The sequence below is a fragment of the Paraburkholderia sp. RL17-337-BIB-A genome (assembly GCF_046025895.1).
GTDB lineage: Bacteria > Pseudomonadota > Gammaproteobacteria > Burkholderiales > Burkholderiaceae > Paraburkholderia > Paraburkholderia fungorum_C.
On sequence record NZ_JARESY010000001.1, the window covers coordinates 273,321 to 297,558 of the forward strand.

The window sequence follows — 24,238 nt, forward strand, 5'->3', positions numbered from 1 at the left end:
GTTAAACTGCACCGGCAGCGTTCAAGCTGCGACAATCCTCCTCACGCCCGCGCTCGCCACCTCGCCACCGCTCATGCCCGCAACCGCAAAGACCTGCTCGCCGTCCCGCCGTTTCGCGAGCACGCCTTTGCGGGCAGATCAATCGCGCCGTGCGTTCCTGAAATCCTCGGTAAGTGTGCTGCTGCTCTCCGGTATGAGCAGTTCGCTGCTGTCGGCTTGCGGGGGCGGAAATCTGGACGCTGATCAGCCGGCAACGCAACGCCTCGCGTCGGTGAACAACTTTCGCGATGTAGCGGGTGCGGCCACCGGCTATCCCACTGTCGACGGCAAGCAGATGCGCCGCGGCGCCTTCTATCGCGCGAACGCGTTGACCCCGAGCGCCGTCGATGCGGCCGCCCTCGTCAAACTCGGCATCGTCACGGTCTACGATCTGCGCACGCCCGGCGAAATCTCGCGCACCGCGGATATCCTGCCGGCCGGTGCGACATTGCAGGCGCTCGACGTCCTCGGCACCAGCGACTTCGTCGCGCCCACGTTCGACACGGCAGGCGCCGCCGTCGCGTTCATGGAAGCCCAGGCGCGCGCCTATGTCACCGGCGCCGCCCAGCGCATCGGTTACGGGCAACTCCTCACACGGCTCGCCAACGGCGCCGGCGCGCAACTGTTTCATTCCAACGCGGGTAAGGACCGTGCCGGTTGGGCCGCGGCTCTCCTGCTCAGCATCGCCAATGTGCCGCTCGACGTCATCATGCAGGACTATTTGCTGAGCAACGTCTATCTGGCCCAGTCGATCCAGGCGCAGGCCGCCACGTTGCGTGCGCAGGATGGCGATGTCGTCGCCACGGCCGTGTCGCCCTTGTTCAACGTAGAGGAAAATTATCTGCAGGCGGGTTTCGATCAGGTGCAGGCGAGCTACGGCACGATGGCGAACTATCTGACGCAAGGCTTGGGCATGTCTCAAGCGACCATCGATACCTTGCGCAGCCGCCTGGTCGTCTGACGCCTGCTCTGCGGGCTCAACCCTTCTCCACCGTTCTCACGTTGGCGTTGGCCCGACCGGCAATTCGATCCGTACTTCGAGGCCGCCTTGCGCATGATTGCGCACATGGCAGCGTCCGCCGCGATCGTGCGCGAGCCGCGCGACGATCGCGAGACCGAGGCCGCAATGACCTTCGCCGCCACGTGCGGCGTCGAGCCGTACGAACGGCTTCATTGCCGCGGCGATGCGCTCGTCGGGAATGCCCGGGCCGTGGTCGCGCACGCTGATCACCCAATGCCGATCATTGCGCGACGTGGCGATATCCACCGGCGGCGAGCCGTGCTCGAGCGCATTGTCGACGAGGTTCGTGACCAGCCGGTCGAGTAAGGTGCGCGGCAGCGTGAACGACGAACCCGCGCGCAGATCGAGCGCGAAAAGCGGCGTCTCGGTGCTGTCGCTGGCGGAAAACTGTTCGCGCAGGAAGGCGTCGACTTCGATCGGCGGCCCCGCGTCGGCGGACTGACCGGCAAACTCCAGAAACTGCTGGACGATGTTGGTCAGCGAGTCGACGTCGCGGATCAGTCCGGCTCGCTCGTTTTCCGCGACCAGCACGCTCGCGCGCAATTTGAGCCGCGTGAGCGGTGCTTTCAGATCGTGCGCGACGCCGGCCAGCATCACCGCCTGGTCGTCGCCGGCTTCGTTCAGGCGCCGCATCATGTCGTTAAACGAACCGATCAGATCGCGCAGCTCACGCGGACCCTGCACAGTGACGGGTTCCGGCCGGCCGCCTGAACCGAACGCGCGAGCCGCATCCGCCACGCGGGACAGTGGCCGCTGCATCTGCCAGACCGCGAACAGCGACAGAAGCAGCGCGGCCAGCAGCATTGAAATGGATTCGATCAGGAAGCGCGGGCGCGGCGGCACGTCCACCGGCACGACGACCCAGTTCGACTTGCCGGGAAACAGTACCCATAACTGCGGCGGACGCAGGTCGTCGACGGCGATCTGCGTGCCGGGCGGCAGGTTCTCACGCAGATGCCGGCTCAATTCGACCAACGGACGCACGGTCGGCGTGTGCAGATGGACACTCGACGGCATGTTCCAGGTGGGCACGAGGTGTACACGCATAGCGGGCGCGAGCGCGGCCCCCTTCATCGGTTCGCCGTTGATCGCCTGCAGCACCAGCAGAAGGCCGCGCGCGAAGCCGTCGATTTCGTGGCGTGGCGGTTGCATCACCACCAGCACGAACCAGCACGCTTGAATCGCGAACAGGACCGCCGTCGACAGCAACGCCATTCTGCCGAACAGCGTGTTCAGCGGATTTCTCATGCGTTTGCGGCGGCCTCGTCGGCGAACGGCGTGCCGTCGGCGTCGGGTACGAACACGTAGCCTTTGCCGCGTACGGTCTGCACGTAGCAGGGATTGGACGGATCGTCTTCAATCACGCGGCGCAGGCGCCAGATCGGCACGTCGAGGCTGCGGTCGCGGAAGGCGAGATTGTCGCGATGCACGAGGTCGTGAATCAGCACACGCGACAGCACTTTGTACGGATTGTTGACGAAGATCTTCAGCAACGCGAACTCGCTGTCGCGCAGTGGCAGCTTTGAGTCGTCGCGCGACAGCGAGCGGGTGGCGAAATCGAGTTCGAACGGGCCAAAGCGATACGGCTTGCGAGCTTCCGGCGCGCTCGTGGTGGACGGCCCACGGCGGCGCAACACCGTATGGATGCGCGCGAGCAGCTCGCGTGGGTCGAACGGCTTGGTCAAGTAGTCGTCCGCGCCAAGCGAAAGCCCGACGATGCGGTCGGCCACCGTACCGCGCGCCGTCACGAAGATCACCGGAATGTCGTCGCCGGCGGCGCGCAACGCGGTGAGCGCGCGCAGGCCGTCGGTGTTCGGCATCATGATGTCGAGCACGACGACCGACGGCCGCTCACGTTCGAGCCGGCGTTGCAGATGGGTGCCGTCGTGCAGCACCGACGCGTCGAAGCCGTTCGTCTGCAGAAACTTGCAAAGCAGATCGCGCACGACCGGGTCGTCGTCGACGATAAGGACCTGTGGATTCATGGCGAAATTCTAGACTGGCGTGCGCGACGCGCGACCGACTGTTTTCTTACCAATGCTTACGCAAAGCCGCGCCGTCTTGGGTGGTTCGGGTGTGAGGGCCGCCAGCAAAGGTTCACCGGATCGTTCGCGGCTGCCATATTCGGCAATAGATCGTGGTCGCCGGGATCACCGCCGAGGACTTTGCGCGACGGGCTCGCGGACCATCAGCTAAGTTGCGCCGCGCCGATTTCACCGTCCGGCACGAACACGTAGCCGCGTCCCCAGACGGTTTGCACATAACGAGGCTGGGACGGATCGACTTCGATCAGCCGCCGCAAACGCCAGATCGACACATCGAGGCTGCGATTGCGATACAACTCGCTATTGCCATGCAGTTTCTCCAGCAACTGCGCGCGCGTGAGGACGGTCATCGCGTGTGTGACAAACACCTTGAGTATCGCGAATTCGCTCGACCGCAGCGCAATGCGCTCGCCATCGTGGTGCAATTCGCGCGCCGGGAAATTCACTTCGAAACGGCCGAAGCGATAGGGCGCGCGGTGCTCAGGCGCACTCGGCGCAAGCGTGCCGCGGCGGCGCAGAACCGTGCGAATCCGCGCGACCAGTTCGCTGGGTTCGAACGGCTTGCCGAGGTAGTCGTCGGCGCCGAGTTCGAGGCCGATCACGCGGTCGATCGGATCGGCGCGCGCCGTGAGCAGGATCACGGGAATATCGTCGCCGGCGACGCGCAATGCGCGCAGCGCACTGATGCCGTCGAGTTCCGGCATCATGATGTCGAGCACGATCAGCGCGGGACGCTCGTCCTGCAAGGTGCGTTGCAACGCCATACCGTGTTCGAGCGTGGACACCTTGAAGCCACGCCCTAGCAGATATCCGCTGACGAGCTCGCGTACGACGGGGTCGTCGTCGACGACCAGAATGGATGGGTTCATCCAGGTCATCTTAGTGAGCTACGCGAGCGGCGCAAAGCGCGTAACGCTTTCGAATCCTTTCTCGCGTAAGGAACAGCAAGCAGGCGATGCAGCTAGTTGGCCTATTGCCTAGCCCAACGTGAGGCCGCCGTCGATATGGATCACCTGGCCGGTGATATGGCGCGCTTCATCGGAAAGCAGGAACGCAATCAGCGCCGCGATATCCGCGGGCTCGGCGACGTGACCGAGCGGCGTCGCTTCGGCGGCGCGGGTCCACACCGACGCATTGTCGGCACTGGGGCCGCGATCTTTACGGGTATAGCCGGGCGCCACGCAATTGACCGTCACGCCATGTGGCGCAAGTTCGGCGGCCGCGGTTTTAGCCAGCGATTCGAGCGCCGCCTTCGCCGCCGCCGTGGCGGCGAACGGTGCATCCGCGCGATAGCGATGCGCGACGAACGAACTGAGCGCGACCACGCGACCGCGCTTCGAGGTTTCCAATGCGGGCGTCGCGCGCTTCACGAGCGCGGCGAACGCGGCGGGCATGGCGGCGAAGGCGGCGCTGAACGCATCCGCGTCGAGTGCGTTCAGCGTTTGCCGTTGCGCGTGGCCCGCGTTCGCCACCAGTTGATCGAGCGCACCGAAGCTCGCGAGTGTTTGATGAATCACGTGTTCGGCGGCGCCGCGTTCGGCCAGATCGCCGAACACTGTCGCGCAGCGTGCGCCGTTCGCGCTGCAATCGGCGGCCACCTGGGCAAGACGCTGACGCGCTTCGTCGTCGGCGCCGCGTGTGTGCAGCATCAAGGCGGTGCGCGGCGCGGCGATACGCCGGGCCAGTGCCGCGCCGATTCCGGAACCCGCGCCGGTAATCAGGACGACGCGATCAAGCTCGGCGCCGCGCGTGCCAGTCGTGCCGCTCATGTCGCTTACCTGGCTCTCGCTGTTCACGCGGCAATCGGTTCGCCCGAGCGCTCGACGTCGAGCGTGTCGCCGTGGAACGCCGCCAGCGATTCGCGATGCGCGACGCTGACGATCGCCGCCTTCGGCAGCCGCTCGGTGAACAGGTGATAGAGACGTGCTTCGTTTTCCGCATCGAGCGCGCTGGTCGCTTCGTCGAGGAACAAGTAGTCCGGCTTGTGCAGCAAGACGCGAGCGCCGGCGAGGCGCTGTTGTTCGCCCGGCGACAGAATGCGCGTCCAGTGTCCCGATTCCTGCAGGCGGTCGGCGTACTCCGACAGGTGGCAGGTGACGAGCGCTTCGCGGCATTCTTCGTCGGTGTAGGTGTCCGCGGAGGACGGATAGGTGAGCGCGGCTTTCAGTGTGCCGATCGGCATGTAGCTCACTTGCGGGATGAACATCATGCGCGCGTTGACCGGGGCGTCGATCGAGCCGTCGCCGAACGGCCACAAGCCGGCGAGCGCGCGCATCAGCGTGCTCTTGCCCGAACCGGACGGACCGCGCACCAGCCAGCGCGAGCCCGGCTTGATCGCGATATCGCGAATGCGCGACAGCGGGTTGCCGTTCGGCAGCGCAAGCTGCAGGCCTTCGGTGGAAAGCTTGTCTTCGTCGACAAAATGCAGATTGATGCCGCCATGCGCGGTAGCCGGCGACACCGATTCCTTCAGACGCGGCGCATGCACGATGCGCTTGAATTCACGCAACCGGTTCACGGTAGCGCGCCACTCGACCAGGGTGCCGTAACTGTTGATGAACCACGAGAACGAATCGCTGACGGTGCCGAATGCGCTCGAGATCTGCATCAGCACGCCGAACGTGAAGGCGCCGGCGAAGTAGCGGGGGGCCGCCACCACCAGCGGAAAGATGATCGCGATCTGACCATAGAAGCTCAACACGAAGGTGAGCCGCTTGGTGTACTTCATCACCTGCCACCAGTTGTCGCGGATGCGGGCGAACAGCGAGTGGGTGTTCTTCTTCTCGGTCTCCATGCCGTCGTAGAAGGCGATCTGCTCGGCGTTTTCACGCAGACGGATCAGGCCGAAACGGAAATCCGCCTCGACTTTCTGTGCCTGGTAATTGATCGACACGAGCGGATGGCCGACCTTCTGGATGATCAGCGAGCCGACCACCGCGTACAGTGCCGCGGCCCACACCATGTAACCCGGAATCTGCAACGGCATGCCGCCGAGCGAAATGGTCAGCGCGCCGGCCAGCGACCACAGGATCGTGATGAACGAGACCAGCGTGACAACCGTGGACAGCAGATCGAGCGTCAGCGAGAGCGTGGTGGTGGCGAACGATTGCAGGTCGTCGCTGATCCGCTGGTCGGGATTGTCGGTGAGCCGGTCGCGTTCGATCCGGTAGAAGGCGCTGTCGTGCAGCCACTCGTTGAGATAACGCGTGGTCAGCCACTGGCGCCAGCGAAAGCCGAGCATCTGGCGCAGATAGCGACCGTACACCGCAAGAATGATGAAGCCGAACGCGAGCCCCGAGAACACCATCAGCAGGTGCGGGAAGTCGTGGACGTTCTTGGTCTGTAATGCGTTGTAGAAGTCGGCGCTCCAGTGGTTCAGGCGCACGTTGATCCACACGACGAGCAGATTCATCACGATGATCGCGATGAGCAGCCCCCACGCCGTTTTTCGTTCTTCGGAAATCCAATAGGGTTTGATCAGGCTCCAGGCGGAGACTTTTTCGTCCGGCGGCAGCGCGGGGCTGGAAGCGGTATTCGGTGTCATGAGCATCCTGATGAAGTGCTGGCCCATCCGGGGGCCGGCCCATCGAGGCTGGCCTGTGTGAGGCCGGCCTACGTCGGGTTTGCGGTGCGTGCCCGGGCGTCGTGCTCGACGAATTAGCGTCCGGGTGAGCGTCCGATTCTGGCGCGAAGCCCTTAAGTGAAAATTAATTTCCGCTTCAAGGCCTCGCCGCGATGCCGCCCTCGCGCATGCGGCCAAGCATGTCGCACGCGCGTGGCTCCTGCGGCATCCGGTGTTGGCATTGTGCCAGAGCGCTGCGCTCGGCCGTATTGATGAAGCGAAAGATGGTGCCGGATCAACGGCGTGCGAGGGCTAGCCCATCGGTTTGCGGGCGCCGCGCCTTTTATGGTCTAATGACCTTCGACGAAACAGGGGTGCTTTGCCCACAGGCTGCGTGATTCTCACGCAGCGGCGGCGAGGCTGAGAGAGACCCTTTGCACCCGATCCGGGTAATACCGGCGCGGGAAGTTTCCGGAAGCAGCCAGTCTTCCATTCCCCGCCGGGCGGCGTCCGTCATTGGACGCGCGTGTTGCCCGGCCGGCCTTGCCCGCCGGTTTCGTCCTGGGTACGTGCGTTTTTGGCCGTACGGAAAGGACTCGATGACCGCCTATTCTTCAGATATGTGTTTTGCGTGTTTTGCTTTCGGCCGCGCGCTCGTCAGTTGTGCCGGCGCGCCGTGCTGCTTTAGCCCTGCTTGCCGTTGCGACTCGGGGTGGGCGCGATGAATCGTTCTGCTCAACCTGATTTCGCGGTACTCGGCGGGGGGCTGTGCGGGCGCCTCGTCGCATGGCGTCTCGCCGGGCAGGGGCACCGTGTTGCGCTCTATGAGCGCGGCGATGCCGCGGGCACGCAAGCCGCGGCCTGGGTCGCCGCCGCCATGCTGGCGCCGCTTGCCGAAGCCGCCAGTGCGGAACTGCTGATCACCCGTCTGGGCGCGAGTTCGCTCGACGCCTGGCCGCGAGTGCTGGCCGAATTGCCTGAACCGGTGTTCTTCCAGCGCAATGGCACGCTGGTCGTATGGCATCACGCCGACCGCACCGAAGCGCCGTTGTTCGAGCGCCGGGTGCGCTCGAACGCGCCTGCTGAATTGCTCGACGGCGGCTTCGTCACGCTGACCGGTGCTCAGGTCGGTGCCGCTGAGCCGGCGTTGGCGGGTCGTTTCAACCAGGGCTGGCTGCTGCCGCGCGAAGGCCAGCTGGATAACCGCCAGGTGCTGGCCGCGCTCGCCGCGGGCCTCGCCCAGCGTGGTGTCGAAACGCACTGGAACACAGCGGTCGACGACCATGCGTTGCCGCCCGCGCGCATCACGATCGACTGCCGCGGTTTGGGCGCGAAGCCCGTGTTGCCCACGCTGCGCGGCATTCGCGGCGAAGTCGCCCGCGTGCATGCGCCGGGTATCAAGCTGACGCGACCGGTCCGCCTGCTGCATCCGCGCTATCCGCTGTATATCGCACCGAAGCCCAACGATCTCTACGTAATCGGCGCAACCGAGGTGGAAGGCGAGGACATGTCGCCCGTCAGCGTGCGCTCGGCGCTCGAACTGCTGAGCGCGGCGTTTTCCGTGCATCCCGGCTTCGGCGAGGCACGCATCCTCGAACTGAATTCGCAGTGCCGCCCGACTTTGCCGGACCACCGTCCGGCCCTGCTGTGGGATGGCGCGCAAACACTGCGCGTGAACGGCCTGTACCGGCACGGCTACATGATCGTGCCCGAAGTCGCCGACGAAGCCGTGCGCTTCGCCGCGGCGCTGCTCGACGGCCGCATCGGTGACGCCGATGCTTTCGCCGACTGGCAAAGTGCCGCGCGTTGGAGCGAGCTGTTTCACCTGGATTCCACGCGGGAGCCGGCATGAGCGTTGCGCGCCTGCTGATGAACTAACCGCACGCAAATAAGCGCGCCGCGCTGCTACCGTCATCGATTGAACCGTATTCGAACACCATGGACATTCATATCAATCAGAAGCCGTTGTCGCTGCCCGATGGCGCGACTGTCGCCGATGCGCTCGCCGCGTTCGGCGCGCGTCCGCCGTTCGCGGTCGCGCTGAACGGCGATTTCGTCGCGCGTACCCAACATGCGGCACGCGCGCTGCAGCCGGGCGACAAGCTCGATGTCGTGCAACCCGTGGCCGGCGGCTAAACGCCGCGCCACGCATTGCCGGAGACCAGGACTATGCAAATGACTTCCCTCCACACCGCCGACGCGCTCACGCTCTACGGCCAAAGCTTCGCGAGCCGCGTGTTGCTCGGCACCTCGCGCTATCCGTCGCTGCAATCGCTGTCGGATTCGATCGACGCCGCGCGCCCCGGCATGGTGACCGTCGCGCTGCGCCGGCAGATGAACGAAGGCGGCGCCGAAGCCGGTTTCTTCGATCTGCTCAAGCGCCACGGCGTGCCTTTGTTGCCAAACACAGCCGGCTGCCTGACTGTCGGCGAGGCGGTGACCACCGCGCATATGGCGCGTGAAATCTTCGAAACCGAGTGGATCAAGCTCGAGCTGATTGGCGACGACTACACGCTGCAGCCCGATCCCATCGGCCTGATCGAAGCGGCTGCACAACTGATCAAGGACGGTTTCAAGGTGCTGCCGTATTGCACCGAAGATCTCGTGATCGGCCGCCGTCTGCTCGATGTGGGCTGCGAAGCGCTCATGCCGTGGGGCGCGCCGATCGGCACCGGCAAGGGCGTCATCAATCCGTACGGCCTGCGCGTATTGCGCGAACGGCTGCCCGATGTGCCGCTGATCGTCGACGCGGGTCTCGGCGTGCCCTCGCATGCCGCGCAAGTGATGGAATGGGGCTTCGACGGCGTGCTGTTGAACACTGCGGTATCGCAAGCCACGCATCCCGACGCGATGGCGCGCGCCTTTGCGTTGGGCGCCGAAGCGGGCCGCCAGGCTTTCCTGGCGGGGCCGATGGCCGAGCGCGAAAGCGCGCACGCGAGCACGCCGGTGGTCGGCATGCCGTTCTGGCATCAAGATGGGAGCGCCGTATGACGCAGACTTTGCCTTTGACGGGCCGCGACCTTTTCTGGCCGCCCGCCGATGAACTCACCGAAGCCGCGGAGCGGATCCGCGCCCGCCTGGGCGAATGGCCGCCGACGCATGTGCCGTGGCGCATCTGCCTGACCGCGCCGGATGAGCCGAACGGCGGCGATCTGATCATCGTCGCCGACGCGCAGCCGCATGGCGAGCAGGTGGCGCGCTGGCAGGTACAAGGTGCCGGCGTGATCGTTGCCGCGGAGAATACGGCGACGCTGCATCTGGGCGGCGAGAAATACGCTCTGGAGGGTCATCTGGCGGAAGACTGGATTGCTGCGCTGGCCGCGTTTCTGGACTGTGGTTTCGATCCGCATGACGCGCTGGTGCTGGCTCTCGCATGGCGCGACGGCGACGAAACCAGGGCGGACGACGCATTTCCGGCCGATATCGCATACTTTCCGCGCCTGGCCGGCCTGCCGGCCGCGCCGGCGCAAGCGTTCGCGCGTTGCCCGGACCGGCTCGGCTTGTATCCGGTGCTGCCGACTGCGGAATGGGTCGAACGGGTGGTGGGATTCGGCGTGAAAACGGTGCAGTTGCGCCGCAAATCGGCCGAGCCCGCGGACGAACTGAAGCGCGAAATCGCCCGCTGCGTCGCCGTGGGCCGCGAGCACGAAGCCCAGGTTTTCATCAACGATCACTGGCAAGCCGCGCTGGAAGCGGGCGCCTACGGCGTCCACCTCGGCCAGGAAGACGTGCACACCGCCGATCTGTCCGCGCTTGCCGCAGCCGGCATCCGGCTTGGTCTGTCGACACACGGTTTCTACGAGATTCTGAAGGCGCTGCATTTCCGGCCAAGCTACGTGGCATTGGGCGCGGTGTTCCCGACCACCACCAAGGTCATGCCGACCGCACCGCAGGGCCTTAAGCGCCTCGCGCGATATGTGCGTCTGCTCGACGGCGTGGTGCCGCTGGTGGCGATCGGCGGGATCGATCTGCAGGTGCTCCCAGACGTCCTGGCGACCGGTGTGGGCTGCGCGGCCGTTGTGCGCGCCGTGACCGAGGCCGCCGATCCGGCCGCCGCGGTTTCTGCGCTGCAACATGCGTTTACGCAATAATCGTCAAGTTGGGTAAAGGGACTGGGCATCTCAAGGCAGCTTTTGCATGATGGCCCTATAATTCGGCCTTCCGTGTAAAAGGACTGTCAGTTTCGTGTCTTCCTCCCCCGAGACCCTACTCGAGCTGCGCGACGTCGACTTCGGTTATGGCGACCGGCTCGTCCTGTCGAACCTGAATCTGCGCTTCAGGCGCGGTCAGGTCGTCGCGGTCATGGGCGGCTCGGGCTGCGGTAAAACCACGGTGCTGCGACTGATCGGCGGTCTGGTGCGCGCCCAGCGCGGCCAGATCCTGTTTCAGGGCCAGGACATCGGCGCGCAAACGCGCGACGGCCTGTATGCGCTGCGTCGCAAGATGGGCATGCTGTTCCAGTTCGGCGCGTTGTTCACCGATATGTCGGTGTTCGAAAACGTCGCCTTCGCGCTGCGCGAGCACACCGACCTCCCCGAAGAACTGATCCGCGACCTCGTGCTGATGAAGCTCAACGCGGTCGGCTTGCGCGGTGCGCGCGACCTGGCGCCGTCGGAGATTTCCGGCGGTATGGCGCGGCGCGTGGCGCTGGCCCGCGCCATCGCGCTCGACCCCGAACTGATGATGTACGACGAGCCGTTCGCCGGCCTCGATCCGATCTCGCTCGGCATCACGGCAAACCTGATTCGCGCGCTGAATCAGGCACTTGGCGCAACGTCGATCCTCGTCACTCACGACGTGCCGGAGTCGTTCGCGATTGCCGACTACGTCTATTTCCTCGCCAACGGTGGGGTGCACGCCGAAGGCACGCCGGCCGAACTGCGTGCGTCGACTGACGCTACGGTGCGCCAGTTCATCGACGGCGCGCCCGACGGCCCGTTCAAATTCCACTACCCCAGCAAGACGCCGCTCGCGGCGGACTTCGGCATCGGCGGAGGTCAGTCATGATCAGTGCGCTTGGTCGCTCGGTGATCGACGGGTTGGGCACGGCCGGCTATGCCACGCGTTTCTTCTTCCGGCTGCTGCTCGAATTTTTCCCGCTGCTGCGCCGGCCGCGCCTTGTCACGAAGCAGATCCACTTCGTGGGTAACTATTCGCTGGTGATCATCGCCGTGTCGGGGCTGTTCGTCGGCTTTGTGCTCGGTCTGCAGGGCTATTACACGCTGAACCGCTACGGTTCGGAGCAGGCGTTGGGGCTTTTGGTCGCGCTTTCGCTAGTGCGCGAACTCGGGCCGGTGGTCACGGCGCTGCTGTTCGCCGGTCGCGCCGGCACGTCGCTCACGGCCGAGATCGGCTTGATGAAGGCGGGCGAGCAACTCACCGCCATGGAAATGATGGCGGTGGACCCCGTAAAAGTGGTGGTGGCGCCGCGCCTGTGGGCGGGCATCATTTCCATGCCGATTCTGGCCGCGATTTTCAGCGCGGTCGGTGTGTTCGGCGGTTATGTGGTGGGCGTGCTGCTGATCGGCGTCGATGCCGGCGCGTTCTGGTCGCAGATGCAAGGCGGCGTCGATGTCTGGCGCGACGTCGGTGCCGGGGTCATCAAGAGCGTGGTGTTCGGCCTCGCGGTGACCTTTGTTGCGCTGTTTCAGGGCTACGAAGCCAAGCCGACACCGGAAGGCGTGTCGCGCGCCACGACCAAGACGGTCGTGTATGCGTCGCTTGCGGTGCTCGGCCTCGATTTTCTGCTGACCGCGCTGATGTTCAGTTAAGACCGCGCTGCACGCTTCCGGTCAGCGGGCGCGCCTCGGATTGCGCGTGACGGGAGCGGGAGCGGCGTGGCGGATTCACTTTGGGATGACGATGAAAAAGACTGCTCTCGACTTCTGGGTCGGCCTGTTCGTGGTGTTGGGTTTCGTGGCGTTGCTCTTTCTCGCGCTGAAGGCCGGCAACATGAGCTCGTTGTCGTTTCAGGCAACGTACCCGGTCAAGCTCAAGTTTGACAATATCGGTGGCCTGAAGGCGCGCGCGCCGGTGAAGAGCGCGGGCGTGACGGTCGGCCGGGTCGATTCGATCGGCTTCGACAGCAATGCCTATCAGGCTGTCGTCACGATCGACATCGACAAGCAATACCCGTTTCCGAAAGACACCTCGGCGAAGATCCTGACCTCGGGTCTGCTGGGTGAGCAATACATCGGGCTCGAACCCGGCGGCGACAGCGAGATGCTTAAGGCGGGTGACACGATTTCGATGACACAATCGGCGATCGTGCTGGAAAACCTGATCGGACAATTCCTGTATAGCAAGGCCGCGGACTCGGGCGCATCCAAGCCGGGCGCGGGTTCGGCTGCCCCGGCGGCCGGCCCCGCCACGGCGCCCGCGCCGGCGGCGCCGACTCTGCCCGCCTCCGGCGCGGCCGGTCAATAAGGAGAACAAAAATGCAGACCATAGGCACAAAGGGTGTGCGCGCCGTCCAGATGGCGACGTTCGCGCTCGCGACGGCTACGCTGGTCGGCTGCTCGACCGTGCAGACGCCGACCAAGGGCGATCCGCTCGAAGGCCTGAACCGCACGATCTTCACCGTCAACGACAAGCTCGACCAGTACGCGCTGAAGCCGGTCGCGAAGGGCTATGTGTTTGTGACGCCGCAACCGGTGCGCGACAGTGTCACGAACTTCTTCTCGAACATCGGCGACGTCTACATCGCGGCGAACAACCTGCTGCAATTGAAGATCACCGATGGTGTCCAGGACATCATGCGCATCGTGATTAACACGGTGTTCGGCGTCGGCGGTCTGTTCGACGTGGCGACGCTCGCCAAGCTGCCCAAACACGACAACGATCTCGGCCTGACGCTTGGCCACTACGGCGTGCCGGCGGGTCCGTATCTCGTATTGCCGCTGTTCGGCCCGAGCACGGTGCGCGACGCGGTCGGCTCGGTCGGCAACTACTATGTGAATCCGCTCAGCTACATTCATCCGGATGGTCTGAGCTGGGCGTTGTACGGCCTGAACGTCATCAACACGCGTGCGAATTTGCTGAACGCGAGCGACGTGCTGGAAGGCGCCGCCCTCGACAAATACTCGTTCGTGCGTAACGCCTATCTGCAACGCCGTCAGTATCTGCTGTCGGACGGCAAGCAAGCGCAGGCGCTGCCGAACTACGGCGATGAAGCGCCGCTGCCGAAGTACGACGACGTCGACGGCGGCGCGGCTGCGGCGCCGGCCGGCGCCATGACCGGCACGGCTGGTGCGGCGGGCACGCAGGGTGCTGCTGCGAAGGCGGCCGCTGCTTCCGGTACGGCAGCAGCGACACCGCCGCAAGCTGCTTCGGCAGCGGGTGCAACCGCAGGAGCGACCGGCCAGGCGGCAGCCCCGGCAGCCGCCTCCGGCAGCGCCGAATCGCCGCCGCTCGATCTGAACGGCGGTCCGGAAACGACGCAGATCCCCGCCGGCCAGCTGGTCCCGCCGACGCGTTTCAACTTTCCGTCATTCAAATTGCGTTGATCGTGCAGCCGTAACACCTCGAAACGACTCTCGCAGTTTGCGCATGGATTGCTGCTGAACTCGCGTGCTAATGTCGGCTCAAACGGTTGCACTATTTTTAAGGCAAGCAAAGCTCGATATGAAAAAACTATTCCTGATTCCGTTCTTCGCTGCATTGTTCTCTTTCGCCAGTGCCGGCGCTTCGGCACAAACGGTCGACGCCAATTCGCCGGACGGCCTGATCAAGACGGTCACCCAGCAGGTGATCGACGCGGTGCGCGCCGACAAGTCGATTCAGCAGGGCGACATCTCGCACATCACCCAGCTCGTCAACGAAAAGATTCTGCCGTACACCGATTTCCGCCGCACCACGCAACTGGCAATGGGCCGCAACTGGCGCACTGCTACGCCTGAGCAGCAAAACGCCGTGGTCGAGCAATTCAAGATGTTGCTGATCCGCACGTACTCGGGCGCGCTCGCCCAGGTCCGCGACCAGCAGATCCAGTACAAGCCGTTCCGCATGAACCCGGACGACACCGACACGGTGGTGCGCTCGGTGGTGATGAACAACGGCTCGCCGATCGAACTCGACTACCGCCTGTACAAGACGCCGAACGGCTGGCGCGTGTATGACATCAACGTACTCGGTGCGTGGCTGATCCAGGCGTATCAGCAACAGTTCAACGAGCAGATCCAGCAGAAGGGCGTAGACGGGCTGATCCAGTTCCTCACGCAGCGCAATCAGCAACTGGCTGCGGGCAAGCAGTCGTGAGCGAGGTGCTGAACGCCGTCGCCAGCCGCTTCGAATGCGGCGCGACGCTGACCCACGCGAGCGCGAAAGCCGCGCTCGCCGCGGGTCTGCAGCGCATCGCCGCAGGCGCGAACGGTGTGGATTGCGCGTCGCTCGCGCAATTCGATTCGTCCGCGCTGGCCGTTCTGCTCGCGTGGGAGCGAGCCGCCCAGGCACGCGGCGTCAAGTTCGAGATAGTCAATTTGCCGGCTGGTCTCGCCAGCCTCGCACAAGCCTACGGCGTCGATACCCTTCTACCGACGCGACATTGACGCTCCAATAGCGTCACTCCCAATCGCCCCGGCTGAGCCGGGGCTGCTGATTTTTGCCCTATAATCAAACGTTTTTTGGGGCAGAAAACCGGCCCCAATTTCGTCCCTTCCAGCACTTTTGCGCCCCTCAGGGCTCCTTTAGGCGCCGCGACACACGCGGCCCACAGTCATGTCAGCCATAGAAATTCGTAACGTCAAGAAGCGCTACAAGGACTTGCAGGCGCTCAAGGGCGTCAGCCTCACGGTGGAAGAAGGTGAGTTCTTCGGACTGCTCGGTCCGAACGGCGCGGGCAAGACAACGCTCATCAGCATCCTCGCCGGTCTCGCACGCGCCGATGAAGGCAGCATCGCGGTACGCGGCCATGACGTCGTCAGCGATTTCCGCGACGCACGCCGCGCGCTCGGCGTGGTGCCGCAAGAGCTCGTATTCGACCCGTTCTTCACCGTGCGCGAAACCTTGCGCATCCAGTCTGGCTACTACGGCCTGCGCAATAACGACGCGTGGATCGACGAGATCATGGCCAATCTCGACCTCACCGACAAAGCCGACGCCAACATGCGTGCGCTGTCGGGCGGCATGAAGCGCCGCGTGCTGGTGGCGCAAGCGCTGGTGCACCGGCCGCCGGTGATCGTGCTCGACGAGCCGACTGCAGGCGTGGACGTCGAGTTGCGTCAAACGCTGTGGAAATTCATTTCGCGGCTGAATCGCGAAGGTCACACAATCGTGCTGACCACGCACTATCTTGAAGAAGCCGAATCGCTGTGCGACCGCATTGCGATGTTGCGGCGCGGTGAAGTGGTCGCGCTCGAGCGCACCAGCGCGCTGCTGCAGCGCTTTGCCGGCATGCAGTTGTTCCTGCGTTTTGCGCAAGGCGTCTTGCCGGTCGAGTTGCGTCCGCTCGAAGTGGAAAGCGGCGCGGGCAACGGCAATGGCCGCCAGCATCTGCTGCGGCTCACAAGCTACGACGAGGTCGAACCGATTCTCGCGCAGTGCCGCGCGGCGGGTTGTACATTCGAAGAAATCGAGGTCCGTAAAGCCGACCTCGAAGATGTGTTCGTTCAGGTAATGAACGGTCCGGAAGTGATCGAGGGGCTTGCATGAACGGTTACAGTGGTTTCAGCACGCTGTTTTATAAAGAAATCCTGCGGTTCTGGAAAGTGGCGTTCCAGACCGTGCTGGCGCCGATCATCACGGCGCTCCTTTATCTGACGATTTTCGGCCACGCGTTGCGCGGTCATGTTGAAGTCTATCCGGGCGTCGAGTACACGAGCTTCCTGATTCCCGGTCTCGTGATGATGAGCGTGTTGCAGAACGCATTTGCGAATAGCTCGTCCTCGCTGATCCAGTCGAAGATCACCGGCAACCTGGTGTTCGTGCTGCTGCCGCCTTTGTCACATTACGAGATGTTCGGCGCATACGTGCTGGCCGCTGTGGCACGTGGTCTGTCGGTCGGGTTTGGCGTGTTCATCGTGACGATCTGGTTCGTGCCGGTCAGCTTCAGCGCGCCGCTCTACATCATTCTTTTCGCGATTTTCGGTGCGGCGATTCTCGGCACGCTCGGGTTGATCGCCGGCATCCTGGCCGAGAAGTTCGATCAGCTTGCTGCATTTCAAAACTTTCTGATTATGCCGCTCACGTTTCTCTCGGGCGTGTTCTACTCGACGCATACGCTGCCGCCGGTGTGGCGCGAAGTGTCGCGGCTCAATCCCTTTTTCTACATGATCGACGGCTTTCGCTACGGTTTCTTCGGGATGTCGGATATCAATCCGCTCGTGAGCCTCGCGATCGTTGCCGGTTTCTTCGTGGTGCTGGCACTGGTGGCGATGCGCATGCTCGCCACCGGCTACAAACTGCGCCACTGATCAGGAGCTTCTCTCATGTTGCCGACTCCCGAACAGGTCAAGCAATACATTGCGGCTGGGCTCGCTTGCCAGCATCTCGAAGTCGAAGGCGACGGTCAGCATTTCTTCGCGACCATCGTTTCGCCGAGTTTCGAAGGCAAGCGTCTGATCCAGCGCCATCAACTCGTGTACGCGGCGCTCGGCGACCGCATGCGCGAGGAAATCCACGCGCTCAGCATGAAGACGCTGACGCCCGCCGAATGGCAGTCCGCGTAATCTGGAAATTTAGTGCGAATTACTCAAGAAGGACGCGACGCCGGTAGCGGCGCGTCGAACACAGTCAAAGCAGCCCCGGCCGAAGTCCGGGTCAGTCAGGAAGAGACAGGCATGGATAAACTCATCATCGAAGGTGGCTACCCGCTATCGGGTGAAGTCGTCGTATCGGGTGCCAAGAACGCGGCGTTGCCGATCCTGTGCGCGGGTCTGCTCAGCGCGGAGCCGGTGCATCTGGAGAACGTGCCCGACTTGCAGGACGTGCGCACGATGCTCAAGCTGCTCGGCCAGATGGGCGTGCGCATCGAGAGCGGTGAGGGGCGCGTGTCGCTGGATGCGTCGAAGGTCGATAACCTCGTCGCACCGTACGAGATGGTGAAGACCATGCGTGCGTCGATCCTCGTGCTCGGCCCGCTGGTCGCGCGCTTCGGTCACGCTCGCGTATCGCTGCCGGGTGGCTGCGCAATCGGCGCGCGTCCGGTGGATCAGCACATCAAGGGCCTGCAGGCCATGGGCGCGGAGATCACGATCGAACACGGTTTCATCGAAGCGCGCGCGAAGCGTCTGAAGGGTGCGCGCATCGTGACCGACATGATCACCGTCACCGGCACGGAAAACCTGCTGATGGCAGCGGTGTTGGCCGAAGGCGAAACGGTGATCGAGAACGCGGCGCGTGAGCCGGAAGTCGGCGACCTCGCGCATCTGCTGGTCGAGATGGGCGCGAAGATCGAAGGCATCGGCACGGATCGCCTGGTCATCCAGGGCGTCGACAAGCTGCACGGCGCGAAACATACCGTGATTCCGGATCGTATCGAAGCGGGCACGTTCCTGTGCGCAGTCGCGGCTGCGGGCGGCGACGTGACTTTGCGTAAAGTGCGTCCGCTAATCCTCGAAGCCGTGACCGAAAAGCTGCGCGAAGCCGGCGTCACGGTCGAAGAGGGCGACGACTGGATGCGCGTGCGCATGGACAAGCGTCCGAGCGCCGTCACGTTCCGCACCTCCGAATACCCGGCGTTCCCGACCGACATGCAAGCGCAGTTCATGGCACTGAACGCGCTCGCCGACGGCACGTCGCAAGTGGTCGAAACGATCTTCGAGAACCGCTTCATGCACGTGCAGGAATTGAACCGCCTCGGCGCCAACATCACGATCGACGGCAACACCGCGCTCGTGACCGGCGTCCAGAAGCTGTCCGGCGCGAAGGTGATGGCGACCGACCTGCGCGCATCGGCGAGTCTCGTGATCGCCGCGTTGCGCGCCGAAGGCGAAACGCTGATCGACCGGATTTATCACTTGGATCGTGGCTACGACCGGATGGAGACCAAGCTCAACGCCATCGGTGCAAAGGTGCGCCGCGTCTCCGGGAGCCAGGCATGAGCTCGATGCCGCAAACGTCGTCTTCGCCGGCCGTGAGCGCACCGCTTACGCTGGCATTGTCGAAAGGGCGTATCTTCGAAGAGACCCTGCCGCTGCTCGCCGCGGCCGGCATTGAAGTCACCGAAGACCCGGAAACCTCGCGCAAGCTGATTCTGCCGACCACGGACGCGAACGTGCGCGTGATCATCGTGCGCGCGACCGACGTGCCGACCTACGTCGAATACGGCGCAGCCGATTTCGGCGTGGCCGGCAAAGACGTGTTGCTCGAACATGGCGGCAGTGGGCTATATCAGCCGGTCGACCTGGAGATTGCGCGCTGCCGCATGTCGGTCGCGGTGGCCGCAGGTTTCGATTATGCGAACGCGGTGCGCCAGGGCGCCCGCTTGCGCGTCGCAACCAAGTACGTAGAAACCGCACGTGAGCATTTTGCCGCCAAGGGCGTGCACGTCGACCTGATCAAGCTGTACGGTTCGATGGAGCTGGCCCCGCTGGTCGGCCTTGCCGACGCGATCGTCGACCTGGTGAGCTCGGGCAACACCTTGCGCGCCAACAATCTTGTCGAGGTGGAGGAGATCATGCAGATTTCGTCGCGCCTCGTTGTGAACCAGGCGGCGCTGAAGCTCAAGCGCGCCGCGCTGCGGCCGATCCTCGATGCGTTCGAACGCGCGTCGAAGGCCGGCGCCGCGGCCTGAATAGTCTGACCACGCTCGTTTGACCACGCTTTAGCGCGCCTTACCGAAACGGATACCGTATGTCTACCAAGATTCGCAAACTCGATTCCAGCGCTCCCGGCTTCCAGAAGTCGCTGCACGCGGTGCTCGCGTTCGAGGCGAGCGAAGACGAAGCAATCGAGCGCTCGGTTGCGCAGGTTCTGAACGACGTGAAAGCGCGCGGCGACGCTGCGGTGCTCGAGTACACGAAGCGCTTCGACCGTGTCGAGGCGAAGAGCGTCGAGGCGCTCGAGTTGCCGATGTCCGAACTCGAAGCGGCGCTCGAAAACCTCGAGCCGAAGCGCCGTGCGGCGCTCGAAGCGGCGGCGGCGCGCGTGCGCGGTTACCACGAGAAGCAGAAGATCGAGTGCGGCAGCCATAGCTGGCAGTACACGGAGGCCGACGGCACCGTGCTCGGCCAGAAAGTCACGCCGCTGGATCGCGCGGGTATCTACGTGCCGGGCGGCAAGGCGGCGTATCCGTCGTCGGTGCTGATGAACGCGATTCCGGCCCGCGTAGCCGGCGTGCGCGAAATCGTCATGGTCGTGCCCACGCCGGACGGCGTGAAAAATCCGCTGGTGCTGGCGGCGGCCTTGCTGGGCGGCGTGGATCGCGTGTTCACGATCGGCGGCGCGCAAGCGGTAGGCGCACTGGCATACGGTACGGAAACGGTGCCCGCAGTCGACAAGATCTGCGGTCCGGGTAACGCGTATGTCGCGTCGGCCAAGCGCCGCGTGTTCGGTACGGTCGGCATCGACATGATCGCTGGGCCGTCGGAAATCCTGGTGCTGTGCGATGGCACCACGGACCCGCGTTGGGTCGCGATGGACCTATTCTCGCAGGCCGAGCACGACGAACTCGCGCAATCCATCCTGCTGTGTCCGGACGACGCGTTCATCGCCCGCGTGCATGACGCGATCAACGAACTGCTGCCGACCATGCCACGCCAGGACGTGATCCGCGCGTCGCTCGAAGGCCGCGGGGCGCTGATCAAGGTGCGCGATATGGCCGAAGCCTGCGCGATCGCCAACGACATCGCAGCGGAACACCTCGAAATCTCCGCGCTGGAACCGCATCAATGGGCCCAGCTGATCCGCCATGCCGGCGCCATCTTCCTTGGCCGCTATACCAGCGAAAGCCTCGGTGACTACTGCGCGGGGCCCAATCACGTGCTGCCTACGTCTCGTACCGCACGGTTCTCGTCCCCCTTGGGCGTCTACGATTTCTTCAAGCGCTCTAGCGTGATCGAGGTCAGTGCGGAAGGCGCGCAGACGCTCGGCGAGATCGCCGCGGAACTCGCCTATGGCGAAGGCCTGCAGGCGCATGCCCGCAGCGCCGAATATCGCATGCGGCAGAACGGCTGAAGGTGAGCACCCGCGCCTGAATGCGGCGAACCCAATGAGGGAGCAGGCGGGCATCGAACCGATGCCCGCGAACTTTACCGACGGTTTCCCCGCGGTTTCCCGTTAAATAACGACCAGACAGACCAACCTGGCGCCGATGCCAGACCAGCATCTCCCTTGCGGACCGTTCCGCTGACTTATGACGACACCTCAAGACATCATCCGCCGCGACGTGCTCGCGATGACGAGCTATCCGGTTCCGGACGCCACGGGCTATATCAAGCTCGACGCAATGGAAAATCCGTTTCCGCTGCCACCGGTGCTCGCTGCGCATCTCGGCGAACATCTGGCCGGCGTCGCGCTGAACCGTTACCCGGCGCCGCGCCCGGAAGCACTGATCGAAAAGATCAAACGCGTGATGGGCGTGCCCGCGGGTTGCGACGTGCTGCTCGGCAACGGTTCGGATGAAATCATCAGCATGATGTCGATGGCGTGTGCGAAGCCGGGCGCCAAGGTGCTCGCACCCGTGCCGGGTTTCGTGATGTATCAGATGTCGGCGACGCTGGCGCATCTGGATTTCATCGGCGTGCCGCTGAAGCCCGATTTCACACTCGACACCGAAGCAATGCTGGCGGCGATCGCCGAGCATGAACCGGCGATCGTCTATCTGGCCTATCCGAACAACCCGACCGGCACGCTGTATGACGACGCGGACATGGAGCGCATCATCGCCGCGGCGAATAAGAGCCTGGTGGTGATCGACGAGGCGTACCAGCCGTTCGCGCAGCAAAGCTGGCTGCCGCGTGCCGATGCGTTCGACAACGTCGTCGTGATGCGTACCGTCTCCAAGCTCGGGCTGGCCGGCATCCGCCTGGGTTATCTGGTCGGCAAGCCGGGCTGGCTCACCGAATTCGACAAGGTGCGCCCGCCGTACAACACCAACGTGCTGACGCAAGCTGCCGCCGATTTCCTTCTCGACCACATCGACGTGCTCGACGCCCAGGCCGAGCAACTGCGCGAAGAGCGCACGAAACTCGCGCAGGCCGTGGCCCAATTGCCGGGCGCGGAAGTGTTCCCGAGCGCCGGCAATTTCCTGCTGGTGCGGGTGCCCGATGCATCCGTTATGTTCGAAACGCTGCTGGCGGCGCGGGTTCTGATCAAAAACGTGAGTAAAATGCATCCATTGCTGGTCAATTGCGTGCGTTTGACCGTCGGTTCGCCCGAAGAAAACGCCCAGTTGATCGCCGGACTGAAACTCGTGCTGCACTGAGCAACGGCGTGCCGAATGGCCGCGTAAGCGCTTCCTTCAACCGGGGAAAGTGCGCGCGGCCCGCCGTGTTCCCATCCCCCACTACTATCGCTTTCTAGCTAGATTCGAGGAATTACCATGCGCCTTGCGGAAGTCGTTCGCAACACCAGCGAAACGCAGATCCGTGTGAAGATCAATCTGGACGGCACCGGTCAGCAGAAGCTGGCCACCGGTGTGCCGTTTCTGGATCACATGCTCGACCAGATTGCACGGCATGGATTGTTCGACCTCGAAATCGAAGCGCATGGCGACCTGCATATCGACGACCACCACACGGTCGAAGACACCGGCATCACGCTCGGTCAGGCCGTTGCGAAGGCAATCGGCGAGCGCAAGGGCATTCGCCGCTACGGCCATTCCTACGTGCCGCTCGACGAAGCGCTGTCGCGCGTCGTGATCGATTTTTCCGGCCGTCCGGGCCTCGAATTCCACGTGCCGTTCACGCGCGCGCGCATTGGTACGTTCGACGTCGATCTCTCCATCGAATTTTTCCGTGGCTTCGTGAACCATGCCGGCGTGACGCTGCATATCGACAACCTGCGCGGCCTGAACGCCCATCATCAGATGGAAACGGTGTTCAAGGCGTTCGGGCGGGCATTGCGCATGGCGGTTGAACTGGACGAACGCGCGGCGGGGCAGATTCCGTCGACCAAGGGCAGCCTTTAAGCGCGCATTTACCCGCTCATTCAACACGACTACGACCAGGACCGGCTGCGCTTTCACGCGACCGGTGTGCGATGGATATTCTGAAGTCGTTTATTTCGCTGTTGGCGCTGATCAACCCGGTCGGCGCCATCCCGTTCTTCATGAGCCTGACGGCGCTTCAGAGCGACGCCGAGCGGCGCAGAACCATCCGCATTGCGGCGATCTCGGTGTTCTGTGTGATTGCGGTGACCACGCTGCTCGGACAGCAGATCATCAGTTTCTTCGGTATTTCGGTGGGGTCGCTCGAAGTGGGCGGCGGGATCATCATGCTGCTGATGGCGATCAACATGCTGAACGCGCAGATCGGCAACAGCCGTTCGACGCCGGAAGAGCGCCATGAAGCCGAACAGAAGGACAACATCGCGGTCGTGCCGCTGGCGATCCCGCTGTTGACCGGCCCGGGCGCGATCAGCACCACGATCATCTACGCGGCCGGTTCGTCGCACTGGTACGACCGGCTGAGCCTGATCGCGATCGGCGCCGTGCTGGCGGCGATCTGCTTTTTTTCGCTGCGGCTCGCCGAACCGATTGCTCGCTGGGTAGGTCGCACGGGTATCAACATCGGCACGCGGCTCATGGGTTTGATGTTATCGGCGCTGGCGGTGGAATTCATCGTCGACGGATTGAAGGCATTGCTGCCTAACTTGAAATGAAAACTTCGATAGCGATTGTGGATTACGGAATGGGCAACCTGCGCTCGGTTGCCCAGGCACTGCGCCGCGCCGCGCCGGAAGCGGACGTGGCGATCGTCGATCAGCCCGAGGCGATCCGCTCGGCCGATCGCGTGGTGCTGCCCGGCCAGGGCGCCATGCCCGACTGCATGCGCAGTCTGGCCGCATCCGGCTTGCAGGAAGCCGTGGTCGAGGCCTCGCGCAGCAAGCCGCTGATGGGCGTGTGCGTCGGCGAGCAGATGCTGTTCGACTGGAGCGCCGAGGGCGGTACGCCCGGCTTGGGTCTGTTGCCCGGCAAGGTGCTGCGCTTCGACCTGGAAGGCCAGGTGCAGGACGACGGCTCGCGCTTCAAGGTCCCGCAAATGGGCTGGAACCGCGTGCGCCAGGCACAGCCGCATCCGTTGTGGGACGGCGTCGCGGACAACGCGTTCTTCTACTTCGTGCACAGCTATTACGTCGTGCCGGACAACGCCGCCCATTCCTCGGGCGAAACGGTGTACGGTGTGCCCTTTACCTCGGCGGTGGCGCGGGATAACATCTTCGCGACCCAATTCCACCCGGAAAAGAGCGCCGAGGCGGGGCTGCGCGTGTATCGCAACTTCGTGCACTGGAACCCGTGAGCGCTTTTCTTCATCCTGCTGTCGAGCGCCGTTCCGCCACAAGCGGAGCGCCGCCCGTGCGCCACAACGGCAGTGCGACAATTTCGCTTCAATATGGCGCTCCGCAAGGGCGTCGAAAGAGTTGTACTAAACTAGCGAAACGGCGTTGTGGCGGGCTGGCCTGTCAGCCGCTGCC

26 protein-coding genes and 1 riboswitch are annotated in these 24,238 nt (G+C 64.0%); of the genes, 21 read left to right on the forward strand and 5 right to left on the reverse strand.

Annotation, left to right across the window (positions count from 1 at the left end; translation table 11 throughout):
- Positions 1–73 precede the first annotated feature (73 nt).
- The gene (locus tag P0D84_RS01290) at positions 74–1,000 is read left to right on the forward strand and encodes a tyrosine-protein phosphatase (protein ID WP_408331759.1); all 927 of its coding nucleotides are present in this window, start codon (positions 74–76) and stop codon (positions 998–1,000) included.
- Positions 1,001–1,036: 36 nt separating this feature from the next.
- Here P0D84_RS01290 and P0D84_RS01295 read toward each other — a convergent pair whose 3' ends face one another.
- From P0D84_RS01295 to P0D84_RS01315, 5 genes are all read right to left on the reverse strand, one after another.
- Positions 1,037–2,308 (reverse strand): ATP-binding protein, encoded by a 1,272-nt coding sequence (locus tag P0D84_RS01295; RefSeq protein WP_408331761.1) that lies wholly within the window; start codon positions 2,306–2,308, stop codon positions 1,037–1,039.
- Positions 2,305–3,045: a response regulator gene (locus tag P0D84_RS01300; protein ID WP_179734754.1), complete on the reverse strand. Its 741-nt coding sequence runs from the start codon at positions 3,043–3,045 to the stop codon at positions 2,305–2,307. Before P0D84_RS01300 ends, P0D84_RS01295 begins: the two co-directional genes overlap by 4 nt.
- Positions 3,046–3,248: 203 nt before the next feature.
- Positions 3,249–3,974: a response regulator gene (locus tag P0D84_RS01305; protein WP_408331763.1), complete on the reverse strand. Its 726-nt coding sequence runs from the start codon at positions 3,972–3,974 to the stop codon at positions 3,249–3,251.
- Between the two features lie 108 nt (positions 3,975–4,082).
- Positions 4,083–4,874 carry an SDR family NAD(P)-dependent oxidoreductase gene (locus tag P0D84_RS01310; protein ID WP_408331765.1) on the reverse strand — a complete coding sequence of 264 codons (792 nt, stop codon included), beginning with the start codon at positions 4,872–4,874 and terminating at the stop codon, positions 4,083–4,085.
- A 23-nt stretch (positions 4,875–4,897) separates the two neighbouring features.
- Positions 4,898–6,649, reverse strand: coding sequence for an ABC transporter ATP-binding protein/permease (locus tag P0D84_RS01315; RefSeq protein WP_408331767.1), 1,752 nt, complete (start codon positions 6,647–6,649; stop codon positions 4,898–4,900).
- A gap of 378 nt (positions 6,650–7,027) precedes the next feature.
- Positions 7,028–7,151: riboswitch (TPP riboswitch) on the forward strand.
- Between the two features lie 237 nt (positions 7,152–7,388).
- Here P0D84_RS01315 and P0D84_RS01320 point away from each other — a divergent pair.
- The 20 genes from P0D84_RS01320 to hisH all read left to right on the forward strand — a co-directional run bounded on the left by P0D84_RS01320 (position 7,389) and on the right by hisH (position 24,063).
- Complete coding sequence (locus P0D84_RS01320) at positions 7,389–8,519, forward strand: FAD-dependent oxidoreductase (protein ID WP_408331770.1); 1,131 nt, start codon at positions 7,389–7,391, stop codon at positions 8,517–8,519.
- A gap of 86 nt (positions 8,520–8,605) precedes the next feature.
- Entirely contained in the window at positions 8,606–8,803 is a 198-nt protein-coding gene (gene thiS, locus P0D84_RS01325) for a sulfur carrier protein ThiS (RefSeq protein WP_120289231.1), read from the forward strand.
- 39 nt (positions 8,804–8,842) lie between these two features.
- Positions 8,843–9,658 (forward strand): thiazole synthase, encoded by an 816-nt coding sequence (locus tag P0D84_RS01330; protein WP_408331772.1) that lies wholly within the window; start codon positions 8,843–8,845, stop codon positions 9,656–9,658.
- Positions 9,655–10,758, forward strand: a complete 1,104-nt coding sequence (thiE, locus tag P0D84_RS01335; protein WP_408331774.1) for a thiamine phosphate synthase — start codon at positions 9,655–9,657, stop codon at positions 10,756–10,758. The genes P0D84_RS01330 and thiE overlap by 4 nt, the downstream gene beginning before the upstream one ends.
- 94 nt (positions 10,759–10,852) lie before the next feature.
- Positions 10,853–11,674 carry an ABC transporter ATP-binding protein gene (locus tag P0D84_RS01340; protein ID WP_408331776.1) on the forward strand — a complete coding sequence of 274 codons (822 nt, stop codon included), beginning with the start codon at positions 10,853–10,855 and terminating at the stop codon, positions 11,672–11,674.
- The gene (gene mlaE, locus P0D84_RS01345) at positions 11,671–12,438 is read left to right on the forward strand and encodes a lipid asymmetry maintenance ABC transporter permease subunit MlaE (protein WP_172312138.1); all 768 of its coding nucleotides are present in this window, start codon (positions 11,671–11,673) and stop codon (positions 12,436–12,438) included. Before P0D84_RS01340 ends, mlaE begins: the two co-directional genes overlap by 4 nt.
- Before the next feature lie 91 nt (positions 12,439–12,529).
- The gene (gene mlaD / locus P0D84_RS01350) at positions 12,530–13,093 is read left to right on the forward strand and encodes an outer membrane lipid asymmetry maintenance protein MlaD (protein WP_408331779.1); all 564 of its coding nucleotides are present in this window, start codon (positions 12,530–12,532) and stop codon (positions 13,091–13,093) included.
- 11 nt (positions 13,094–13,104) lie between these two features.
- Positions 13,105–14,172, forward strand: coding sequence for an MlaA family lipoprotein (locus tag P0D84_RS01355; protein WP_408331781.1), 1,068 nt, complete (start codon positions 13,105–13,107; stop codon positions 14,170–14,172).
- Positions 14,173–14,290: 118 nt separating this feature from the next.
- Positions 14,291–14,923 (forward strand): MlaC/ttg2D family ABC transporter substrate-binding protein, encoded by a 633-nt coding sequence (locus tag P0D84_RS01360; protein WP_408331782.1) that lies wholly within the window; start codon positions 14,291–14,293, stop codon positions 14,921–14,923.
- Positions 14,920–15,213, forward strand: a complete 294-nt coding sequence (locus P0D84_RS01365) for an STAS domain-containing protein (RefSeq protein ID WP_408331784.1) — start codon at positions 14,920–14,922, stop codon at positions 15,211–15,213. Before P0D84_RS01360 ends, P0D84_RS01365 begins: the two co-directional genes overlap by 4 nt.
- A gap of 169 nt (positions 15,214–15,382) precedes the next feature.
- Positions 15,383–16,315 (forward strand): ABC transporter ATP-binding protein, encoded by a 933-nt coding sequence (locus tag P0D84_RS01370; RefSeq protein ID WP_408331786.1) that lies wholly within the window; start codon positions 15,383–15,385, stop codon positions 16,313–16,315.
- Complete coding sequence (locus tag P0D84_RS01375; RefSeq protein WP_408331788.1) at positions 16,312–17,076, forward strand: ABC transporter permease; 765 nt, start codon at positions 16,312–16,314, stop codon at positions 17,074–17,076. Before P0D84_RS01370 ends, P0D84_RS01375 begins: the two co-directional genes overlap by 4 nt.
- Before the next feature lie 15 nt (positions 17,077–17,091).
- Positions 17,092–17,331, forward strand: coding sequence for a BolA family protein (locus P0D84_RS01380; RefSeq protein WP_408331790.1), 240 nt, complete (start codon positions 17,092–17,094; stop codon positions 17,329–17,331).
- A gap of 111 nt (positions 17,332–17,442) precedes the next feature.
- A complete protein-coding gene (murA, locus tag P0D84_RS01385) occupies positions 17,443–18,705 on the forward strand; it encodes a UDP-N-acetylglucosamine 1-carboxyvinyltransferase (RefSeq protein ID WP_408331792.1) in 1,263 nt (420 codons plus the stop codon).
- A complete protein-coding gene (gene hisG, locus P0D84_RS01390; RefSeq protein WP_408331794.1) occupies positions 18,702–19,397 on the forward strand; it encodes an ATP phosphoribosyltransferase in 696 nt (231 codons plus the stop codon). The genes murA and hisG overlap by 4 nt, the downstream gene beginning before the upstream one ends.
- Before the next feature lie 59 nt (positions 19,398–19,456).
- The gene (hisD, locus tag P0D84_RS01395) at positions 19,457–20,779 is read left to right on the forward strand and encodes a histidinol dehydrogenase (protein ID WP_408331796.1); all 1,323 of its coding nucleotides are present in this window, start codon (positions 19,457–19,459) and stop codon (positions 20,777–20,779) included.
- Positions 20,780–20,957: 178 nt separating this feature from the next.
- A complete protein-coding gene (gene hisC / locus P0D84_RS01400) occupies positions 20,958–22,028 on the forward strand; it encodes a histidinol-phosphate transaminase (RefSeq protein WP_408331798.1) in 1,071 nt (356 codons plus the stop codon).
- Between the two features lie 117 nt (positions 22,029–22,145).
- Entirely contained in the window at positions 22,146–22,733 is a 588-nt protein-coding gene (hisB, locus tag P0D84_RS01405; protein ID WP_408331800.1) for an imidazoleglycerol-phosphate dehydratase HisB, read from the forward strand.
- A gap of 71 nt (positions 22,734–22,804) precedes the next feature.
- Positions 22,805–23,425 (forward strand): MarC family protein, encoded by a 621-nt coding sequence (locus P0D84_RS01410; RefSeq protein ID WP_408331802.1) that lies wholly within the window; start codon positions 22,805–22,807, stop codon positions 23,423–23,425.
- Positions 23,422–24,063 carry an imidazole glycerol phosphate synthase subunit HisH gene (gene hisH / locus P0D84_RS01415; RefSeq protein ID WP_408331804.1) on the forward strand — a complete coding sequence of 214 codons (642 nt, stop codon included), beginning with the start codon at positions 23,422–23,424 and terminating at the stop codon, positions 24,061–24,063. Before P0D84_RS01410 ends, hisH begins: the two co-directional genes overlap by 4 nt.
- The last annotated feature ends 175 nt before the right edge of the window (positions 24,064–24,238 follow it).

What these genes read in the sequence shown, in the direction of transcription:
- P0D84_RS01290 (WP_408331759.1), top strand. Translation starts at nt 74, where the DNA reads ATGCCCGCAACCGCAAAGACCTGCTCGCCGTCCCGCCGTTTCGCGAGC.
- P0D84_RS01295 (WP_408331761.1), bottom strand. Translation starts at nt 2,308, where the DNA reads ATGAGAAATCCGCTGAACACGCTGTTCGGCAGAATGGCGTTGCTGTCG.
- P0D84_RS01300 (WP_179734754.1), bottom strand. Translation starts at nt 3,045, where the DNA reads ATGAATCCACAGGTCCTTATCGTCGACGACGACCCGGTCGTGCGCGAT.
- P0D84_RS01305 (WP_408331763.1), bottom strand. Translation starts at nt 3,974, where the DNA reads ATGAACCCATCCATTCTGGTCGTCGACGACGACCCCGTCGTACGCGAG.
- P0D84_RS01310 (WP_408331765.1), bottom strand. Translation starts at nt 4,874, where the DNA reads ATGAGCGGCACGACTGGCACGCGCGGCGCCGAGCTTGATCGCGTCGTC.
- P0D84_RS01315 (WP_408331767.1), bottom strand. Translation starts at nt 6,649, where the DNA reads ATGACACCGAATACCGCTTCCAGCCCCGCGCTGCCGCCGGACGAAAAA.
- P0D84_RS01320 (WP_408331770.1), top strand. Translation starts at nt 7,389, where the DNA reads ATGAATCGTTCTGCTCAACCTGATTTCGCGGTACTCGGCGGGGGGCTG.
- thiS (WP_120289231.1), top strand. Translation starts at nt 8,606, where the DNA reads ATGGACATTCATATCAATCAGAAGCCGTTGTCGCTGCCCGATGGCGCG.
- P0D84_RS01330 (WP_408331772.1), top strand. Translation starts at nt 8,843, where the DNA reads ATGACTTCCCTCCACACCGCCGACGCGCTCACGCTCTACGGCCAAAGC.
- thiE (WP_408331774.1), top strand. Translation starts at nt 9,655, where the DNA reads ATGACGCAGACTTTGCCTTTGACGGGCCGCGACCTTTTCTGGCCGCCC.
- mlaE (WP_172312138.1), top strand. Translation starts at nt 11,671, where the DNA reads ATGATCAGTGCGCTTGGTCGCTCGGTGATCGACGGGTTGGGCACGGCC.
- mlaD (WP_408331779.1), top strand. Translation starts at nt 12,530, where the DNA reads ATGAAAAAGACTGCTCTCGACTTCTGGGTCGGCCTGTTCGTGGTGTTG.
- P0D84_RS01355 (WP_408331781.1), top strand. Translation starts at nt 13,105, where the DNA reads ATGCAGACCATAGGCACAAAGGGTGTGCGCGCCGTCCAGATGGCGACG.
- P0D84_RS01360 (WP_408331782.1), top strand. Translation starts at nt 14,291, where the DNA reads ATGAAAAAACTATTCCTGATTCCGTTCTTCGCTGCATTGTTCTCTTTC.
- P0D84_RS01370 (WP_408331786.1), top strand. Translation starts at nt 15,383, where the DNA reads ATGTCAGCCATAGAAATTCGTAACGTCAAGAAGCGCTACAAGGACTTG.
- P0D84_RS01375 (WP_408331788.1), top strand. Translation starts at nt 16,312, where the DNA reads ATGAACGGTTACAGTGGTTTCAGCACGCTGTTTTATAAAGAAATCCTG.
- P0D84_RS01380 (WP_408331790.1), top strand. Translation starts at nt 17,092, where the DNA reads ATGTTGCCGACTCCCGAACAGGTCAAGCAATACATTGCGGCTGGGCTC.
- murA (WP_408331792.1), top strand. Translation starts at nt 17,443, where the DNA reads ATGGATAAACTCATCATCGAAGGTGGCTACCCGCTATCGGGTGAAGTC.
- hisG (WP_408331794.1), top strand. Translation starts at nt 18,702, where the DNA reads ATGAGCTCGATGCCGCAAACGTCGTCTTCGCCGGCCGTGAGCGCACCG.
- hisD (WP_408331796.1), top strand. Translation starts at nt 19,457, where the DNA reads ATGTCTACCAAGATTCGCAAACTCGATTCCAGCGCTCCCGGCTTCCAG.
- hisC (WP_408331798.1), top strand. Translation starts at nt 20,958, where the DNA reads ATGACGACACCTCAAGACATCATCCGCCGCGACGTGCTCGCGATGACG.
- hisB (WP_408331800.1), top strand. Translation starts at nt 22,146, where the DNA reads ATGCGCCTTGCGGAAGTCGTTCGCAACACCAGCGAAACGCAGATCCGT.
- P0D84_RS01410 (WP_408331802.1), top strand. Translation starts at nt 22,805, where the DNA reads ATGGATATTCTGAAGTCGTTTATTTCGCTGTTGGCGCTGATCAACCCG.
- hisH (WP_408331804.1), top strand. Translation starts at nt 23,422, where the DNA reads ATGAAAACTTCGATAGCGATTGTGGATTACGGAATGGGCAACCTGCGC.